A 17,621-nucleotide genomic window follows, 5' to 3' on the forward strand; every position below is an offset into this window, starting at 1 on the left:
TCACAACTCCTTGATCAGGCGGTCCAGGTCGGCGGCGTTGCGGGCGAAGTCGAACTGCCAGCCGGAATAGTATGCGGCTTCGCTCCACCCGCCGGTCGGGTGTTCGACGTCCGGAGTGCTCCAGAAGTAGTGCGTGTCGACACCGAGCACCGACGCGAACAGATGCTCGTTGCGCGCGGTGTAGGCCTCGTGGTTGAGCACGATCATCGTCTCGAGGCGGCGCGCGAACAAGACGTTGAACATGGCCGAACCGCCGAACCCGGCCACTACGCGCGCGGCACCGAAGATCCCCGCCTGCGTCCCGAGATCGTGCAACTCCGGGTACACGATCTCGAAGCCCCGCTCGCGGAACCAGTCCTCGACCTCGCGGATGTTGCGGCACGCGCGATTGCCGAGATCGCCGCTGCGGGACACGAAGATCCGGTCGTATGCAGGCGCGTCCGGATCGATGAGTGACGTGGCCAGCCGCTCCCAGGTCTCGGCGATCTGCGGATGCACGTAGTGCGGGAACTGGTTGTGCCACATCGGAGTGGCGGCGACCAACGAGTCGACGGTCACCGGCACGCCCGTCCATACGATGTCCGCCGGATCGATGCCGTACGCCGAGAACACGCGTCGCTCCAGTGCAGGGTCGCGCTCGCCGGGCCACCGGACGCGGAACAGGGCCTTGAGATCGGGCACGGCGCGCTTCGCGGCGTCCCATCCCCACAGTCGGGAGATGACCTCGGTCGTCAGGTGGCCGTAGTGGCCGGAGTTCTCGGAGTCGAGGTGGTAGTAGGCGCCGTCTAGATGGCGGTGCGGCAGCAGGTCGGTGGCGATGCGACCGAACCGCTCCGAGACGCTGGTGAGCTTCGGGTTGCGTGGCGAACGCTCGAGATGATGTCGGAAGGAGTCCGGCAGGACGGTGTCGCCGGAGAAGACAAGCGCGTTCGAGACCACCGACACCGGACCGTCGTAGTGCCGCAGGTGCAGGGCGGGGTAGGGCAGGTCCACGTCCAATGCGGTGATCTCCACCCCGGCCTCGTGCGAGGTGACCGTCCCCCGGTTGACCAGCGTGCCGGCCGGGAGCGTGGCGAGTTCGGTGACGGTCAGGCCGGGTTCGCGGCTCGCGAGGATGCGGTCGGCCTCGTCGTCGCGCAGTTTGAGGTAGTGACGCTGTTGTTTGCGGATCACGATGGCGTCGCGGGACACCGCGACTTCGCCGGTCGACGCCGTGAATTCGCGATCCCGCGCAGTGGGTGCCGCGCCCTGCCGGTCACCGCCGAGCAGCAGCGCCAGCCATTGCGACCACGCCGTACCGAACGTGTGCGCGCCCGCCGACGAGGTGTCGATGATGTAGAGGCCGTCGGGCCGCAGATGCAGAAAGGCGTCGTGCCACAGCTCGATCTGTGCGTCGGTGTCCTGCGGGAGCACGTCGACGATGACGTCGACGGGCCCCAGCAGCTCGAGGTGCCGGATGCGTTCCGCGCGGTCTCGAGCCGTCAGCTGCGCAACGTCCTGCCCCGCTACTTGCCAGTCCGGCCGGTCCTGTGCGGACACGACGTGCACCGTGCCCGGCGGGAATCGACCGATCCACGCGAGCACCGGCTCGTGGGCCTCGGCCTCGGCGAAGACGAAGACCCTGCGCGGCTCCCGGTCGGGTCTGCCCAGCAGATCGATGAGTGCCTCGGCGACCGCTTCGCGTTCGGCCGTTGCGTCTCGTTTGCCGGTCGCCCGCGCGGTCAGGTCCCTGACCCGCTGCACCGATTGCACACGAGGACCCTAATGCACCGCGAGACGCGCCTGCCCGCTTACCGGGGCCGTCGAGTGCCCGGGAGCGACGTGCCGTCACAGCTGGCCGAGCAGCGCCTCGAGGTCGGCAGAGTTGCGGTCGAAATCGAATTCCCAGCCGGACATGAACGAGTCGCCGTTCCACCCACCGGGCGGGTGCGGGTTGTCCGGCGTGCTCCAGAAGTAGTGCTCGTCGGCGCCGAGCACCGAGGCGAACAGGTGCTCGTTGCGGGCGGTGTAGGCCTCGTGGTTGATGACGATCAGCGTTTCCAGCCTTTGGGCGAACAGGATGTTGAACATCGCCGAGCCGCCGAACCCGGCGACCACGCGTGCGGCTCCGAAGACCGCGGCCTGCGCGCCCAGATCCAACAGTTCGGGATAGACGATCTCGAAGTCGTGCTTGCGGAACCAGTCCTCGACCTCGGCCGTGTTGCGGCACTTGCGGTTGCCGAGGTCTCCGCTACGCGAGACGAAGATCCGCTCATAGGTCCGCGCCGCGGGGTCCGTCAACGACGTCGCGAGCCGCCGCCACACGTCGGCGATCTCCGGGTGTACGTAGTGCGGTACCTGGTTGTGCCACATGGGCGTCGCCGCGACCAGCGAGTCCACCGTGACGGGGTGGTTGGTGTACACGATGTCCGCCGGGTCGATCCCGTACGCGGTGAAGAACTGCTGTTCCAGCGCCGGGGCGCGCTCACCGCCGTGCCGTACCTGGAAGAACGCCTTGAGGTCGGGGATCGCCTGCTTGGCCGCGTCCCAACCCCACAGCTTCGAGATGACCTCGGTGGTCAGATGCCCGTAGTGACCGTGGAACGGCGAGTCCAAGTGGTAGTAGGAGCCGTTGAGATGCTTGTGCGGACGGTCGGCGGACGCAATCCGGCCGAAGGTGGCGGACACCGACCTGACCCGCGGGTTGTCCGTGTGTGCGAGGTGGTGCCGGAACGAGTCGGGCAGGATCGTGTCCCCTGCGTACGCCAGCGAGTGGGCCGACAGGGACACCCGGCCCTCGTAGTGCCGAAGGTGCAGGTCGGGGTAGGGCAACGACGGGTCCAAGGCGGTGATCTCGACCCCGGCCTCGTGCGAGGTGGTCGTGGCGCGGCTGGTGAGTACGCCGCCCGGCAACGTGGCCATTTCGGTCACCGTCAGACCGGGCTCGCGGCCGACCAACATCCGGTTGGCCTCCGCGTGACCCAGCTTGACGAGGTGCTGGTGCCGTTTGTGCACGACCACGGCGTCGCGCGAGACGGCGACACCGGCCGTGGAGGCACTGAGCTCGGCGAAGCCGGGCGGCAGGGCGGGGCCGCCCTCCGTGCCCACGTTCATGATCAGGTTCAGCGTCTCGGCCCACGCGGGATCGAACGCATTGCCTGTCGACGCGGAGGTGTCGACGACGTACACGCCGCGGGGTCGCAGGTGCAGGAACAGGTGACGCCACTGCTCGACCTGTTCGCTTGCGTCGTGCGGCATCACATCGATGATCACGTCTGCCGAGCCGTGCATCTTGAGCTGCCAGTTGCGTTGACCGACCGTCTCCGCGTGGTGCCACTGGGCGTCGTACCTGGCCAGATCCCAGTCCGGACCCTCTGCCGGTGCCACGACGTGCACCGTGCCGCGCGGGAAACGTGACATCCAGTCGCGGACCGGCCGGCGGACGGCTGGGTCGGCGAGGATGAAGACGGTCCGGGGACGGCGGGCCGTGGCGCCCAGCAGATCGGTCAGCGCGTCGGTAACCGGGTCGGATGTGTCCCGGACCGGCCCGACGCGGTTCTGCAGTCGCTTGACCGTTCGGGTGCCCAGAGTCTTGACGCGCTGCTTCATCGGCACGCGAGCACCCTAAGCCACGGCGGGCAAGCGGCCGTGCAGGACGGGTCGGCCGCCCGGCGACAGGCCGCCGGGCCCGATGGCCGACCGGATACAGTGGCATCTCACGTCCGCCGCCTTAGCTCAGTCGGCCAGAGCGACGCACTCGTAATGCGTAGGTCCGGGGTTCGATTCCCCGAGGCGGCTCCGTCCCCGTTGCCCGGAGTCAGGGCTGGCCGGGCAGCAGTTGCACGAACAGCGCCTCGGCCTTCGACAGCACCCGACCGGACGGGTCGAGCAGGCGCCCCGAGCCGTACCGCTTGCGGCCGTCGACCGAATCGCGGGTGGCCTCGAAGGTCAGCTCGACGTCGATCGGCGTCACCCAGCGGTAGTCCACGTGCAGGTACGCGGTGCGCGCGACGCCGTCGAAGCCGCGGTTGACCGCCATGCCCAGCACGTCGTCGAAGAGCAGCGGCTGCACACCGCCGTGCACCACGCCGTTGCCGCCGAGGTGGAAACGGCCGAAGGTCACCCGGCCGCGGATGTGCCCAGGCTCCTGGGAGTCGACGACGTAGGGCGGCAGCATCGGATGGCCGCGGCCGGGCAGGTCGGGGCGCATGCCGTCGAGCCGGTCGTGCTCGCTCACCTGGTGCAGCGCGCACAGCTCGGCGAGCTCGGCCAGCCGCGCAGTGACGTCGCCCGCCACCGACGGCGGCAGCGCGGCGCCGGTGAGCAGATCCTGCAGTCGCCGCTGTGCGCGGTGCACTTGCGCGTACGGCACGCCGCCGCGTTCCTGTTCGCCGCGGCCGGCCGGGTCGGGCCACGGCTGCTGCCCGTCGGCGGTCGTGGCGTCGCCGCTCATGTCACCCCGTCGGCGAGGGTGAAGTCGGCGAAGTCGAAACCGGGTGCCACGACGCAGGCGACGAGCACCGGCTCGGCACCGCCCGGCTGCGCGGTCTGCCATTCGTCCGCGCGGACGAGGTACTGCCCACCCGCGCGCAGCTCGCAGCGAAACGACGCGACGGGGGAGTCGTCGAAACCGCCGACGTCGAGCTGTAGCGGGCCGCCGCCCTGCCACAGCCACAGCTCTGCGGATGCGACCCGATGCCACGCCGAGCGTTGCCCGGGCTCCAGCAGGAATGCGACGCAGGTGACGAGCGCCCGCGGGCCGTTGGCCGTGTCGACGCTCGTCTCGTGCCGCCACGTCTCGCGGTACCAACCGCCCTCGGGGTGCGGTTGCATGCCCAGCTCGACCGGATCAAGGGTGACGTCGCTCGCGTTCACGTCCGCAGCCTAGGGCCGCCGGTCACGACGGCATCGTCAGCGCTGCGACGGAGCCTTGACGAACAGTCCGACGAGGGCACTCAGCGTCGAGGTGAAGACGGTGACGAGGGCAGCCGGTGGCCCCGCATGCCGGTCGAGCACATAGCTGCCGGCCAGGGCGGCCGTGAGGATGACGACCGCAACCAACCCACTGACGAAGATGATCCAGATCGCGCCGACGGCGGGGCCGACAGGGGGCGGCACCGCAGCGTTCGCAGCGCCTTGAGCCGCAGCGGCGGCAACGGCGGACCTGATCTGTTCCGACTCGTCCGCGACAGCAGCCAGCGCTCCGGCGACCGCGTCGTTGACATGGGTGTTCGGTTCGGCCACGCGAGGTACCTCTGTCCGCTAGACGGTTCGCTCAAGGTCGGACGGAAGATAAGTCCGCCGCGACCGGGGCGCCAGCGGGAGCGGCCGACGCCTCGTGGATCGCGGCACACATCACGATGAGCGGCGCATCGGGATGTGCGGGATGCCGTCGTCGAGGTATTCCGCGCCGTCGCGCACGAACCCGAAGCGGGCGTACCAGTCGTGCAGATGCGCCTGCGCCTCCAGCACCGTCGGCGCGCTGCCGGCGAGCTCGAGCGCACGCTGCATGAGCCGCGCCGCCAGCCCCGCGCCACGCGCCGGCACCACAGTGGCCACCCGTCCGATGCGCAGGACGCCGCCCGGGTCGGTCACCATGCGCAGCGTGGCCAGCAGCTCGCCGTCAAGTTCGATCCACAGCTGGCGCGCCCCCGCTTCGAGGTCGCGGCCGTCGGGATCGAGGTACGCGCATTCCTGCTCGACGACGAACACCGCGCTGCGCAACGCCAGGATGCGATAAAGCGTCGCCGCGTCCAGCTCCGCAGTCGCGGCGTCACGGATGTGCAAGTCGTCGCCGGTCGTCACCACGGCGACGCTAGCCGGGTCAGCCGGCAAGGAGGTCGTCGACGAGCATGGCGCCGGCCTGCTTCACGACGCGAAGGACGGGTGACACCTCCATCGCGTGCACACCGTCGACGGTGCTCACCTTCTCGGTCACGAAGGCGTAGAGCGCAGCAAGGTCGCGGCACACGACGGTGACGCTCAGGTTGTGCGCGCCGGTGATCGCGCCGGTGAACACGACCTCCGCGAAGCTGCTCAGCCGCTGTCCGGCCGGCTCGAGGTCGGCCGGTGCGACGGTCAGCCACAGCACCGCCTGACAGGCATAACCGAGTGTGCGCATGGCGAAGTCGACGTCGAGGTAGGCGACGCCGTCCGCGAGGAGCGACCGCAGCCTGCGCACAGCGCGGCCCTGTGTCGTGTCGGCTGCCGCGGCGAGTGCGGTGTAGGTGGCGCGTCCGTCGGCGACCAGCAGTCCGAGCATCGCGAGGTCACCCGCAATCAATCGCGGCCGGTCGGGCTCGCCGCTCGCATTGGCCGGCGACGGGACGCGGCCCAGCAGCCCCAGCGACGGTTCGACCCACTCGCGCACGGCCGCCTCCTGCTCCGGTGTCAGGTTCCCGTCCAGCCCGCTCCACTCGTCTTCGTCCGCCCCGAAACGGTGCAGCACGACCGCCGCGGACATACCGAGCACCTGTGTCGTGCGCGGCAACCGCTCGATGAGCAGGTCGTCGCGCGCCTGCTGTGTCCGCGCCCGCAGGATGCACACGACCTCGGCGCCGCCACCGACCAGCGACACCCAGCTGACGTCGTCGCGGCGCGCGAGCGCCTGCGCGAGTGAGCCGGCGCCGCTCGGCCGGCACTGCACCCGCATGAGCCAGTTGCTCTGCCCGAGCGGCGCCGGGTTCACCACCGCGGTGACCCGCATGACTCCCTCGCGGTGCAGGCGCCGGTAGCGGCGCGCCACCGTCTGCTCGGACAGGTCGAGCACCTGCGCCAGCAGCGCGAACGGCAGCCGTGGGGAGATCTGCAGCGCCTGGAGGATTTTGCGGTCTACGGCGTCAACGGCGGGAGTTTGCTGCGTTCCAGGGCTCACTTGTACAACTAGATCACGAACGGCCCGGAAACGCCGTCTGCTCAGCAGCCCTGCTCGACAGGATTTCCCTCGAACCGGCGAACGAACGGCGTCGATCGCGCCGCAGCCCGTTCGTCGAAGGGATAACCGAAGGAGAGCTGACATGCGCAAGTGGCTACCACTCATCGCGATCTGCCTCGGCTCGTTCATGTTGCTCATCGACGTCACGATCGTGAACGTCGCGCTGCCGGACATGGCGACCAACCTGCACACCACCTTCTCGTCCCTGCAATGGGTGCTCGACGGGTACGCCCTGGTGCTCGCCGCACTGCTCATGGGCGTCGGCGGGTTCGCGGACCTCGTCGGGCACCGGCGGGTGTACGTCGCGGGCCTCGCGGTCTTCGCGGCGTCGTCGCTGGCCTGCGGCATCGCGCCCGACGCCGGCGTGCTCGTCGCCGCTCGCTTCGTGCAGGGCGCCGGCGCCGCCGCGATGTTCGCGACCACCTTCGCGTTGCTCAATGCCAGCTACGCCGGCAAGGACCGCGGCGTCGCCTACGGCGTGTGGGGCGCCGTCTCGGGTGCGGCCGCCGCGGTCGGTCCGATCGTCGGCGGCGTGCTGACGCAGGCGTTGGACTGGCGGTGGATCTTCTTCGTCAACCTGCCGCTGACCGTCGTCGCACTGGCGCTGACCCTCGCGGTGTTCGCCACGGACGCCGCCGACCGCACCCGGCGCGTCGACGCAATCGGTACCGCGACGTTCACCGCCTTCGCCGGCGTGGTGACGTTCGCATTGATCCGGGCCAACGAGTTGGGCTGGACGTCGGGCACCGTCATCGGTTGTCTCGTGGCCGGCGGCGGCGCACTCGTCGCCTTCACGCTCTCGCAGCGTTACGGCCGGCACGCCATGCTCGATCTGGCGCTGCTGCGCAACCGCTCGTTCGTCGGCGTCCTGGTCGCTGCGTTGGCGGTGAACTTCGCCGCCTTCGCCGCCCTGACGTACGTGTCGATCTGGCTGCAGTCGGTGCTGGGGATGTCACCGATCGGCGCCGGCCTGGTGTCGCTGCCGCTCTCGGTGGCCGCGTTCGCGTTGTCGGCGGTCGTGGGTCGCCGGCTGCACGGCGCCAACCCGGGGCCGATCATCGGCGGCGGCCTGCTGCTGATTGGTGCCGGCGCGGTGGCCGACGGCCTGCTGCTGCACGCGCACGCCGGCTGGACGGCATTGCTGCCCGGCTACGTGCTGGCCGGTCTGGGTACCGGGCTCGCGATCCCGACGATGAGCTCGACCGCGATGGGCGCCGTGCCGATGAACCGTGCCGGCATGGCGGCGGGCGCGGTGAACACGGCCCGGCAGCTCAGCTTCGCGATCGGCATTGCGGTGCTCGGCACTGCGTTCACGTCGCGGATCAGCAGCTACCTGGCCGGGCACGGCACGCCGCACGCCGCGGACGCCGCCCGGGCGCTGTCCGGCGGTCAGGCGCAACGGCTGCTCGGCACGCTGCCCGCGGCGCAGCGGCCGCACGTCGACGCCGTCATCCACGCCGCCACGGCAAGTGGCCTGCAGGCGACGTTCTACGGGGCCGCGGTTGTCGGTGTGCTCGCCGGCCTCGCCGCGCTGGTGCTGATCCGCCCGGCGCGAGTCGCCGCGGCGGCGGCGGCGCCCGGTGCCGAGCCGGCGCACGCCGAGCCCGCAACCGACGCCGGCCGTGCGACGGACGAGGAACCGCTGGCCGTCTGACCGAACGATGAATCCGCACTCCGCCTCGCTCCGGCAGGGCGGAGTGCGGATTCATCATGTGTGCAGCGGCTGCGGCCGCCCCGGCTACCCGCGCCGGAGCGGCGCCGAGCCGGGCGCAACCAGGTATCGCTCCTGGGTCCTTGAGGATTGCGCACACGGATGTCCCGCGCCCGGCCCTGAGGATTGCCCATACGGATGTCCCGCGCCCGGCCTTGAGGGTTGCCCGCACGGATGTACTGCGCTCCCGGCCTTGAGGATTGCCCACACGGATGTACCGCGCGTCGCGCGGACATGTAGGCAATCCCTGCCGCGCGCCCGTGCACGAAGATGTGGGCAATCCTCAAGGTCTGAGTCGGGTATCCCGTTGGTCGATGCCCTCGCGTGCCGGTCGGACGTTCGGTACGAACGTCCCGCGCGCCGGTGCCTCGCCTGTCGGCACGGACGACATCCCGTCCCGCGCGTCGGAGCCTCGCGTGTCCGCTACGCGCATCCCGCGCCTCGAGCCCGTCCCGGCGCGGGCGGTCCTATGTGAGGAATACACTCAACTCTGCACCGCTCGTGAACGCATTCACAAGCACCGACCACCCCGCGCAGGAGCATGTCCATGGCGGCCCCCACAGCCGAGGCGCAGCTCGCCGGCCTGGCGCCGGACGCCGACAACCACGCCGACGTGGTCGTCGTCGGCGCGGGTCCGAGCGGTAGCAGCGCGGCCTATTGGCTCGCGCGCTCCGGGCTGGACGTCGCGCTCGTCGAGAAGAGCACGTTCCCGCGGGAGAAGGTCTGCGGCGACGGCCTGACTCCACGCGGCACCCGCGCACTTGTCGACATGGGCATCGACGTCAGCGAGTCCAACGGCTGGCTGCACAACCGCGGGCTGCGGGTCATCGGTGGTGGTCAGCGGCTGCACCTCGACTGGCCCGAGCTGACCAGCTTCCCGCCCTTCGGCCTCGTGCGGCCGCGCGCCGACCTGGACGCGATGCTCGCGCAGCAGGCACAGAGCGCGGGCGCGCGGCTGTACCAGAACGTCAGCGTCACCGAGCCCATCCTCGACGCGAGCGGTCGGGTCGTCGGCGTCAGCGGCAAGACCAAGGCGAAGGACGTCGTCCGCTTCCACGCGCCGCTCGTACTCACCTGCGAGGGCGTGTCCGGCAAGCTCGCGCAGCGCCTCGACGTGCACCGCAACGACAAGCGCCCGCTCGGCGTTGCTGTCCGCCGCTACTACCGCAGCCCGAAGTCCGATGACGACTATCTCGAGTCCTGGCTCGAGCTGTGGGACGGCAAGCCCAACCAGTCCGACCTGCTGCCCGGTTACGGCTGGATCTTCGGCATGGGCGACGGCACGGTCAACGCCGGGCTCGGCGTGCTCAACAGCAGCACCGGCTTCCAGAAGACCGACTACCGCTCACTGCTGACCCGCTGGCTGGACAACACTCCGCAGGAGTGGGGGCTGCGCGAGGAGAACGCCACGTGCCCCACCCGCGGCGCCGCACTGCCCATGGGCTTCAACCGCACGCCGCACTACCTGCGCGGGCTGCTGCTCGTCGGTGACTCGGGCGGCAGCGTCAACCCGTTCAACGGCGAAGGCATCCCGTACGCCATGGAGTCGGGCAAGTTCGCCGCCGAGGCCGCTGTCGCTGCGCTCGCCGTCCCGGCGGGTTCGCGGCGGGAGGCCGCGTTGCACGCCTACCCGCAGCGGATGGCCGACGAGTGGGGCGCGTACTACCGGCTCGGCGGCGTGTTCGTGAAGTTGATCGGCAACCCGAAGGTGATGCAGGCGTGCACCCGGCACGGGCTGCCGCACCCGGCGCTCATGCGTTTTGTGCTCAAGCTGCTCGCGAACCTGACCGACCCGCGCAGCGCATCCGACCGTGACGTGTCTGACCGCGTCATCGACGTGCTGACCCGCCTCACCCCGGCGGTGCGTTAGGCATGCCTAAGCCGCCGCCTGGCGCGACCGCAGGGCTAGCCTGACAACCGCCTGAACAACCCGATATTCGGACCCGTCGCAGAAGGGAGAGCAGCCACAATGCTCGCGCCGTACCTGCCCATCGTGTTGCTGTTCGCGCTCGCGACGGCCTTCGCGGTCTTCTCCGTGACGATCGCGCCGTTCACCGGACCGAAGCGTTACAACAAGGCCAAACTCGACTTCTACGAGTGCGGCATCGAACCCACCGAACAGCCGATGGGCCCCCAGCGTTTCCCGATCAAGTACTTCTTGACGGCAATGCTGTTCATCGTCTTCGACATCGAGATCATCTTCCTGTACCCGTACGCGGTCGCCAACAAGGCGCTCGGCCTGTTCGGGCTGGTGGAGATCATCTTGTTCATCGTCACCGTGTTCGTCGCCTACGCCTATGTGTGGCGTCGCGGCGGACTGGACTGGGACTGAGAGCTCATGGGTCTGGAAGAGAAGTTGCCCAACGGCGTGCTGCTGGCCAACGTCGAGAAGCTGGTCAACTGGACGCGCAAGTCGTCGTTGTGGCCCGCGACGTTCGGCCTCGCCTGCTGCGCGATCGAGATGATGACGTTCGGTGCGCCGCGCTTCGACTCCGCGCGTTTCGGCATGGAGGTCTTCCGGCCGTCACCGCGGCAGGCGGACCTGATGATCGTCGCCGGCCGCGTCAGCCAGAAGATGGCACCGGTGCTGCGCCAGATCTACGACCAGATGCCCGAGCCGAAATGGGTGCTCGCGATGGGTGTCTGCGCCTCCAGCGGCGGCATGTTCAACAACTACGCCATCGTGCAGGGCGTCGACCACGTCGTGCCGGTGGACATGTACCTGCCGGGCTGCCCGCCGCGGCCGGAGATGCTCATCGACGCCGTGCTCAAGCTGCACCACAAGATCATGAACGAGCCGCTGGGCCCGAAGCGCGCGAAAGCGCTGGAGGGCCAGACCGTCGAGCTCGTGCCGTCGTCCTACAAGTACGGGCGCTGAGCGCATGTCCTCTCCCACAGAGCGTCCGGTTGCCGAGGACTCCGCGCCCGACCAGGCGGCGAGCGACGTCGCCCGCGCCACCGTCGGCACCGGCGCCGCCGCGGTCACCGGCGACACCGCCGACTCGCCGTACGGCATCGAACGCCAGGGCATGTTCGGCGTCGCGGGCAGCGGCGACACCTCCGGCTTCGGCGGCCTGGTCCGCGAGCCGTGGACGCCACCGGCCGCCGAACGTCCCTACGGCAGCTACTTCGACGAGATCGTCGACGCGCTGCGCGACGCGTACGCGGACTTCGACGCCGCCGTGCTCAAGGTCGTCGTCGATCGCGGCGAGCTGACCCTGCACATCGCCCGCGAGCACCTGCTCGGCGTGGCCGAGGTGCTGCGCAACGACCCGTCACTGCGCTTCGAGCTGTGCTCCAACGTCTCCGGCGTCGACTACCTCGGCTCGGCCAACCGGCTGCACGCCGTGGCGAACCTGACGTCGATGACCTATCGCCGGCGGGTGCGCCTCGAGGTGGCGGTCAGTGTCGAGGACCCGCACGTGCCGTCGCTGACGCCGCTGTACCCGACGGCCGACTGGCAGGAGCGCGAGACGTTCGACATGTTCGGCATCGTCTACGACGGCCACCCCGCGCTGACCCGGATCCTGATGCCCGACGACTGGGACGGCCACCCGCAGCGCAAGGACTACCCGCTCGGCGGCATCCCGGTGCAGTACAAGGGCGCGACGATCCCGCCGCCGGACCAGCGCAGGGCCTACAAGTGAGCGAGCCACAGGGAAGGGCACAGCCGTGACCGATTCCTACGCACCGTCCCGGGAGACCACCGAGGGACGCGTCTACAACCTGACCGGCGGCGACTGGGATCAGGTCATCGCTGCGCACGACCCGATCAAGGACGAGCGGCTCGTGCTCAACATGGGCCCGCAACACCCGTCGACGCACGGCGTGCTGCGCCTCGTGGTCGAGCTCGAGGGCGAGACCGTCACCGACGCGCGGGTCGTCATCGGCTACCTGCACACCGGCATCGAGAAGAACACCGAGTTCCGGACGTGGACGCAGGGCGTCACCTTCCTGACGCGCGCCGACTACCTCAGCCCGATCTTCAACGAGACCGTCTACTCGATGGGCGTCGAGCGGCTGCTCGGCATCGAGGTGCCCAGCCGCGCGCAGCTGATCCGCGTGCTGATGATGGAGATCAACCGGCTGTCGTCGCACTGGGTGTGGCTCGCCACCGGCGGCATGGAGCTCGGCGCGCTGACCGCCATGACCAACGGGTTCCGCGCCCGCGAGCGGTGCCTGGACATCTTCGAGCTGATCACCGGGCTGCGGATGAACCACGCCTATGTACGGCCCGGTGGCGTGGCTCAGGACCTGCCCGACGGCTACGACGAGCAGATCCGCGGTTTCCTCGACGAGCAGCGCGAGGAGCTGCGCGGCGTCGACAAATTGCTGCGCACCCAGCCCATCTGGGTCAACCGGCTCAAGGACGTCGGTTGGATCGGCGTCGAGGGTTGCCTCTCGCTCGGCGTCACCGGCCCGCTGCTGCGTGCCGCCGGCCTGCCGTGGGATCTGCGCAAGACCGAGCCGTACCTCGGCTACGAGACGTTCGACTTCGAAGTGCCGACCGACGACCGCGGCGACAGCTACTCGCGCTTCGTCGTGCGCGTGGCCGAGATGCACGAGTCGATCAAGATCATCGAGCAGGTGCTGGACCGGCTCGAGCCCGGCCCGGTCGTGCACGACGACCCGAAGATCGCCTGGCCGGCCAAGCTGTCGCTCGGGCCGGACGGCATGGGCAACTCGCTCGAGCACGTGCAGAAGATCATGAACACCTCGATGGAGTCGCTGATCCATCACTTCAAGCTCGTCACCGAGGGCTTCCGGGTGCCGCCGGGGCAGGTGTACCAGGCCGTCGAGTCGCCGCGTGGCGAACTCGGCGCGCACGTCGTCAGCGACGGCGGCACGCGGCCCTACCGCGTGCACTTCCGCGAGCCGTCGTTCGTCAACCTGCAGGCCGTCGCGACGCTGTCGATCGGCGGGATGATCGCCGATGTCATCGCCTCCGTCGCCTCGATCGACCCCGTCATGGGCGGATGTGACCGGTGAGTCGACCCATCACGTCGCACGACATGAGCGCGGACTCCGCGCTCGAGCCGTTCGCCCAGCAGCCGACGCGCGAGACCTTGCCGACCAACGCGGCCGGCGAGATCAGTGACCGCACCAACTTCCGCACGTCGGTCATCAACCTGGACCGGCCCGGCGATCCGAACGTCTTCGGTGACGCCGTGCGCGCCGACGCCGCCGAGCTGATCTCGCGCTACCCCGAAGGCCAGGCCCGCTCGGCGCTGCTGCCGCTGCTGCACCTCGTGCAGTCCGAGCAGGGCTACGTCACGCCGGACGGCATCGCCTTCTGCGCCGACATCCTCGGCCTCACCAAGGCGCAGGTGGCGGCCGTCGCGACGTTCTACACGATGTACAAGCGCTCGCCCACAGGCGAGTTCCTCGTCAGCGTCTGCACCAACACGCTGTGCGGCATGCTCGGCGGCGACGAGATCTTCGCAACGCTCAAGGACCAGCTCGGCGTCGGCAACAACCAGACGACCCGCGACGGCAAGATCACGCTGGAGCACGCCGAGTGCCTGGCTGCCTGCGACTACGCGCCGGTCGTCACCGTCAACTACGAGTTCTTCGACAACCAGACCGAGGCCTCGGCGAGCGGCCTGGTGAAGCAGCTGCAGGCCGGTGAGCGACCGGCGCCGACCCGCGGCGCGCCGCTGTGCACCTTCCGCCAGATCGAGCGGCAGGTTGCCGGGCTGCACGACGCTGCGGCGCTCGCGCCGGACGCGAACGGTGCCGGGACGCCGACCCTGGCCGGTGTCAACCTCGCCATCGAGCGTGGCGACACCGCGCCGTCGTACTCGCTGCAGGACGGCGAGTCGGTGGCCGGCCGGCGCGGGCCCGCGCAGGAGGTGCCGTCCGCCGCGGCGCCCAGCGCGCAGCCGGAGACGACGCCCGAGGACAAGGTCGCCGCAGCACCGGCCGCCGGGCGCGGCGAACAGCTCGAGCTCGGCGCCGATGACGCCGGGTCCGGCGGTGCGCCCGAGGGCAGCACGGGTTCCGGCGACGAGCAGAAGAGCACCGACACCGGCCGCGGCGGCAAGGCCGCGCGCCGCTCGGCGGGGCAGGCCGGCAAGTCCGAGGAAGAGGGCCCGAGCGAGAGCGACGCCCCGCTGGAGACCGCCGAGTCCGACCCGTCGCACTCGACGCGCACCGACACCGAGAAGGGCTGACCGCCGTGCAGCTGACCCCCGTGCTGACGAAGCGGTTCGGCACCGACCAACCGTGGAAGATCGACAACTACGAGCGACTCGACGGCTACGCCGGGCTGCGCAAAGCGCTGACGATCGCGCCGGACGACCTCATCGCCATGGTCAAGGACTCCAACCTGCGCGGCCGCGGCGGCGCAGGCTTCCCGACCGGCATGAAGTGGCAGTTCATCCCGCAGGCCAAGGAGGGGGAGGAGCCGCAGCCGCACTACGTCGTCGTCAACGCCGACGAGGGCGAGCCCGGCACCTGCCGTGACCTGCCGCTGATGATGAACGACCCGCACTCGATGATCGAGGGCATCATCATCGCCTGCTTCGCGGTGCGGGCGGCGCACGCGTTCATCTACATCCGCGGCGAGGCCGTGCACGCGATCCGCCGGGTGACCGCCGCGGTGCTCGAGGCGCGCGCGAAGGGCTACCTGGGCACGGACATCCTCGGCTCCGGATTCGACTGCGAGATCACCGTGCACGCCGGTGCGGGCGCGTACATCTGCGGCGAGGAGACCGCGCTGCTCGACTCGCTCGAGGGCCGGCGCGGGCAGCCGCGGCTCAAGCCGCCGTTCCCCGCCACCAACGGCCTCTACGACGCGCCGACGGTCGTCAACAACGTCGGCACGCTCGCGAGCGTGCCGTACATCGTGCTGGGCGGCGCGGCCTGGTTCAAGCAGCTCGGCCCGGACGGCTCGCCCGGCACGTCGATCTACTCGCTCTCCGGCCGGGTGAAGAACCCCGGGCAGTACGAGGCGCCGATGGGCTCGACGCTCGCCGAGCTGATCGAGCTCGCAGGTGGGATGAGCCGCGGCAAGGACATCAAGTTCTGGACGCCGGGCGGCTCGTCGACGCCGCTGCTCACCCGCGAGCACCTCGACGTGCCGCTGGACTTCGACGCGACCGTCAAGGCCGGCACGATGAACGGCACGTCCGCCATCATGATCTTCGACGAGGACGACTGCGTCGTGCGGGCGACGTTGAAGTGGTCGGAGTTCTACCGGCACGAGTCGTGCGGCAAATGCACGCCGTGCCGCGAGGGCACGTACTGGTACGTCGGCATCTACGAGCGGCTGGAGAACGGCGAGGGCACCGAGGAGGACATCGCCACCCTGCTGGACCTGTCCGACAACATCCTGGGCCGCTCGTTCTGCGCGCTCGGCGACGGGGCGGTGTCGCCCGTGACCTCGTCCATCAAGTTCCTGCGCGACGAGTACCTGGCGCACGTCGAGCACGGCTGCCCGTTCCGGGCGGCCGGCGACCGCGTCCTGGCTGGAGCTCACTAGATATGACGTCTGCACCGGAGAAGACGGCGGCCGAGAAGGAAGATCTCGTCACCGTCACCATCGACGGCTTGGAGATCTCCGTGCCGAAGGGCACGTTGCTGATCCGCGCCGCCGAGCAGTTGGGCATCTCCATCCCGCGCTTCTGCGACCACCCGCTGCTCGACCCGGCCGGCGCCTGCCGCCAGTGCCTGGTGGAGGTGCCGGACATGGGCAACGGGCGTGGCATGCCGAAGCCGGCCGCGAGCTGCACCACCACCGTCATGCCCGGCATGGTGATCAACACACAGCTGACGTCCGTCGTCGCGGACAAGGCGCAGCAGGGCGTCATGGAGCTGCTGCTCATCAACCACCCGCTGGACTGCCCGATCTGCGACAAGGGCGGCGAGTGCCCGCTGCAGAACCAGGCGATGAGCAACGGCCGCGCCGAGAGCCGCTTCCACGAGAAAAAGCGCACGTTCCCCAAGCCGCTGGCGATCAGCTCGAACGTGCTGCTCGACCGCGAGCGGTGCGTGCTGTGCCAGCGCTGCACCCGGTTCTCCCTGCAGATCGCCGGCGACCCGTTCATCGACCTGCTCGAGCGAGGCGCGGACCAGCAGATCGGCACCTCGGAGGAGGTGCCGTTCCAGTCCTACTTCTCCGGCAACACCGTGCAGATCTGCCCGGTGGGCGCGCTGACGAGTGCGTCGTACCGCTTCCGCGCACGGCCGTTCGACCTGCAGTCCACCGACTCGGTCTGCGAGCACTGCGCGTCCGGCTGTGCGCAGCGCACCGACTGGCGTCGCTCGAAGGTCACCCGCCGCCTCGCGGCCAACGACCCCGAGGTCAACGAGGAGTGGAACTGCGACAAGGGCCGCTGGGCGTTCCACAACGCGGAGCAGGCCGATCGCATTCTGAGCCCCCTGGTGCGCAACGACGACGGCGCGCTGGTGCCGGCGTCCTGGCCGGAGGCGCTCGAGCGCGCAGCGCAGGGGCTCGCCGAGGCCGTCGACCGCGGCGGGGTCGGCGTGCTCCCGGGCGGCCGGCTGACCGAGGAGGACGCGTACACCTACGCCAAGTTCGCGCGCGTCGCGTTGAACACCAACGACGTCGACATGCGCTCGCGGCCCGGGTCGGCCGAGGAGCTCGACTTCCTGGCCGCGCACGTCGCCGGACTGACACCCGAGCACGTGTCCTACCGCTACCTGGAGAAGGCGCCCGCGGTGCTGCTCGCCGGCTTCGAGCCGGAGGAGGAGTCGCCGATCGTCTTCCTGCGGCTGCGCAAGTCGACGCGTAACGCGCGCACGAAGGTGTGGTCGGTGGCCGCGCTTGCGTCCAACGGCCTCGCCAAGCTGCACGGCGACCTGGTGCACGCGGCTCCGGGCGCCGAAGCCGTCGTGCTGCGCGAGCTGCCGGCCGCCGTCACCGACGCCCTGCGCGGCGCCGGCGCGGTGATCCTCGTCGGCGAGCGGCTGGCCAGCACACCCGGTGCGCTCAGCGCGGTCGCCGCGTTGGCCGCCGACACCGGCGCGCGGCAC

Annotated in this window: 16 protein-coding genes and 1 tRNA gene; 10 read left to right on the forward strand and 7 right to left on the reverse strand. The window is 70.0% G+C overall.

Annotated features, from left to right (window positions below; translation table 11 throughout):
• Both ACFFCN_RS11565 and ACFFCN_RS11570 read right to left on the reverse strand, forming a co-directional pair.
• Positions 1-1,752: a DUF563 domain-containing protein gene (locus tag ACFFCN_RS11565; protein WP_375491735.1), complete on the reverse strand. Its 1,752-nt coding sequence runs from the start codon at positions 1,750-1,752 to the stop codon at positions 1-3.
• 75 nt (positions 1,753-1,827) lie between these two features.
• Positions 1,828-3,588 carry a DUF563 domain-containing protein gene (locus ACFFCN_RS11570; protein ID WP_375491759.1) on the reverse strand — a complete coding sequence of 587 codons (1,761 nt, stop codon included), beginning with the start codon at positions 3,586-3,588 and terminating at the stop codon, positions 1,828-1,830.
• Positions 3,589-3,703: 115 nt separating this feature from the next.
• Here ACFFCN_RS11570 and ACFFCN_RS11575 point away from each other — a divergent pair.
• Positions 3,704-3,777 (forward strand) — tRNA-Thr (locus tag ACFFCN_RS11575).
• Between the two features lie 19 nt (positions 3,778-3,796).
• Here the strand turns inward: ACFFCN_RS11575 and ACFFCN_RS11580 are convergent.
• The 5 genes from ACFFCN_RS11580 to ACFFCN_RS11600 all read right to left on the reverse strand — a co-directional run bounded on the left by ACFFCN_RS11580 (position 3,797) and on the right by ACFFCN_RS11600 (position 6,853).
• Complete coding sequence (locus ACFFCN_RS11580; protein ID WP_375491737.1) at positions 3,797-4,432, reverse strand: PaaI family thioesterase; 636 nt, start codon at positions 4,430-4,432, stop codon at positions 3,797-3,799.
• Positions 4,429-4,854, reverse strand: coding sequence for a cupin domain-containing protein (locus tag ACFFCN_RS11585; protein ID WP_375491739.1), 426 nt, complete (start codon positions 4,852-4,854; stop codon positions 4,429-4,431). The genes ACFFCN_RS11580 and ACFFCN_RS11585 overlap by 4 nt, the downstream gene beginning before the upstream one ends.
• A gap of 36 nt (positions 4,855-4,890) precedes the next feature.
• Positions 4,891-5,223, reverse strand: a complete 333-nt coding sequence (locus tag ACFFCN_RS11590; protein WP_375491740.1) for a hypothetical protein — start codon at positions 5,221-5,223, stop codon at positions 4,891-4,893.
• A 111-nt stretch (positions 5,224-5,334) separates the two neighbouring features.
• The gene (locus ACFFCN_RS11595; protein WP_375491742.1) at positions 5,335-5,784 is read right to left on the reverse strand and encodes a GNAT family N-acetyltransferase; all 450 of its coding nucleotides are present in this window, start codon (positions 5,782-5,784) and stop codon (positions 5,335-5,337) included.
• A 19-nt stretch (positions 5,785-5,803) separates the two neighbouring features.
• A complete protein-coding gene (locus ACFFCN_RS11600; protein ID WP_375491743.1) occupies positions 5,804-6,853 on the reverse strand; it encodes an Lrp/AsnC family transcriptional regulator in 1,050 nt (349 codons plus the stop codon).
• A 142-nt stretch (positions 6,854-6,995) separates the two neighbouring features.
• Between ACFFCN_RS11600 and ACFFCN_RS11605 the strand changes: the two genes are divergently transcribed.
• The 9 genes from ACFFCN_RS11605 to ACFFCN_RS11645 form a co-directional block, all read left to right on the forward strand.
• Positions 6,996-8,567, forward strand: coding sequence for a DHA2 family efflux MFS transporter permease subunit (locus ACFFCN_RS11605; RefSeq protein ID WP_375491744.1), 1,572 nt, complete (start codon positions 6,996-6,998; stop codon positions 8,565-8,567).
• Positions 8,568-9,165: 598 nt separating this feature from the next.
• Complete coding sequence (locus ACFFCN_RS11610) at positions 9,166-10,494, forward strand: geranylgeranyl reductase family protein (protein ID WP_375491746.1); 1,329 nt, start codon at positions 9,166-9,168, stop codon at positions 10,492-10,494.
• Between the two features lie 99 nt (positions 10,495-10,593).
• Positions 10,594-10,956 carry an NADH-quinone oxidoreductase subunit A gene (locus ACFFCN_RS11615; protein WP_375491748.1) on the forward strand — a complete coding sequence of 121 codons (363 nt, stop codon included), beginning with the start codon at positions 10,594-10,596 and terminating at the stop codon, positions 10,954-10,956.
• A 6-nt stretch (positions 10,957-10,962) separates the two neighbouring features.
• A complete protein-coding gene (locus tag ACFFCN_RS11620; protein ID WP_375491750.1) occupies positions 10,963-11,502 on the forward strand; it encodes a NuoB/complex I 20 kDa subunit family protein in 540 nt (179 codons plus the stop codon).
• A gap of 4 nt (positions 11,503-11,506) precedes the next feature.
• Positions 11,507-12,271 carry an NADH-quinone oxidoreductase subunit C gene (locus ACFFCN_RS11625; protein ID WP_375491752.1) on the forward strand — a complete coding sequence of 255 codons (765 nt, stop codon included), beginning with the start codon at positions 11,507-11,509 and terminating at the stop codon, positions 12,269-12,271.
• A gap of 25 nt (positions 12,272-12,296) precedes the next feature.
• Entirely contained in the window at positions 12,297-13,613 is a 1,317-nt protein-coding gene (locus ACFFCN_RS11630; protein ID WP_375491754.1) for an NADH-quinone oxidoreductase subunit D, read from the forward strand.
• Entirely contained in the window at positions 13,610-14,797 is a 1,188-nt protein-coding gene (nuoE, locus tag ACFFCN_RS11635; protein ID WP_375491755.1) for an NADH-quinone oxidoreductase subunit NuoE, read from the forward strand. The genes ACFFCN_RS11630 and nuoE overlap by 4 nt, the downstream gene beginning before the upstream one ends.
• A complete protein-coding gene (gene nuoF / locus ACFFCN_RS11640) occupies positions 14,794-16,107 on the forward strand; it encodes an NADH-quinone oxidoreductase subunit NuoF (RefSeq protein ID WP_375491760.1) in 1,314 nt (437 codons plus the stop codon). Before nuoE ends, nuoF begins: the two co-directional genes overlap by 4 nt.
• A 2-nt stretch (positions 16,108-16,109) precedes the next feature.
• On the forward strand, positions 16,110-17,621 hold a 1,512-nt coding region (locus ACFFCN_RS11645; protein ID WP_375491757.1), incomplete at its 3' end, for an NADH-quinone oxidoreductase subunit G.

Origin of the sequence: uncultured Jatrophihabitans sp. (assembly GCF_964246335.1) — a bacterium.
Lineage (GTDB): Bacteria > Actinomycetota > Actinomycetes > Mycobacteriales > Jatrophihabitantaceae > Jatrophihabitans.

Bases quoted from the DNA above. Each gene is read 5' to 3' on its own strand.
- ACFFCN_RS11570 (WP_375491759.1), bottom strand. From the start codon at position 3,588: ATGAAGCAGCGCGTCAAGACTCTGGGCACCCGAACGGTCAAGCGACTG.
- ACFFCN_RS11580 (WP_375491737.1), bottom strand. From the start codon at position 4,432: ATGAGCGGCGACGCCACGACCGCCGACGGGCAGCAGCCGTGGCCCGAC.
- ACFFCN_RS11605 (WP_375491744.1), top strand. From the start codon at position 6,996: ATGCGCAAGTGGCTACCACTCATCGCGATCTGCCTCGGCTCGTTCATG.
- ACFFCN_RS11610 (WP_375491746.1), top strand. From the start codon at position 9,166: ATGTCCATGGCGGCCCCCACAGCCGAGGCGCAGCTCGCCGGCCTGGCG.
- ACFFCN_RS11615 (WP_375491748.1), top strand. From the start codon at position 10,594: ATGCTCGCGCCGTACCTGCCCATCGTGTTGCTGTTCGCGCTCGCGACG.
- ACFFCN_RS11620 (WP_375491750.1), top strand. From the start codon at position 10,963: ATGGGTCTGGAAGAGAAGTTGCCCAACGGCGTGCTGCTGGCCAACGTC.
- ACFFCN_RS11625 (WP_375491752.1), top strand. From the start codon at position 11,507: ATGTCCTCTCCCACAGAGCGTCCGGTTGCCGAGGACTCCGCGCCCGAC.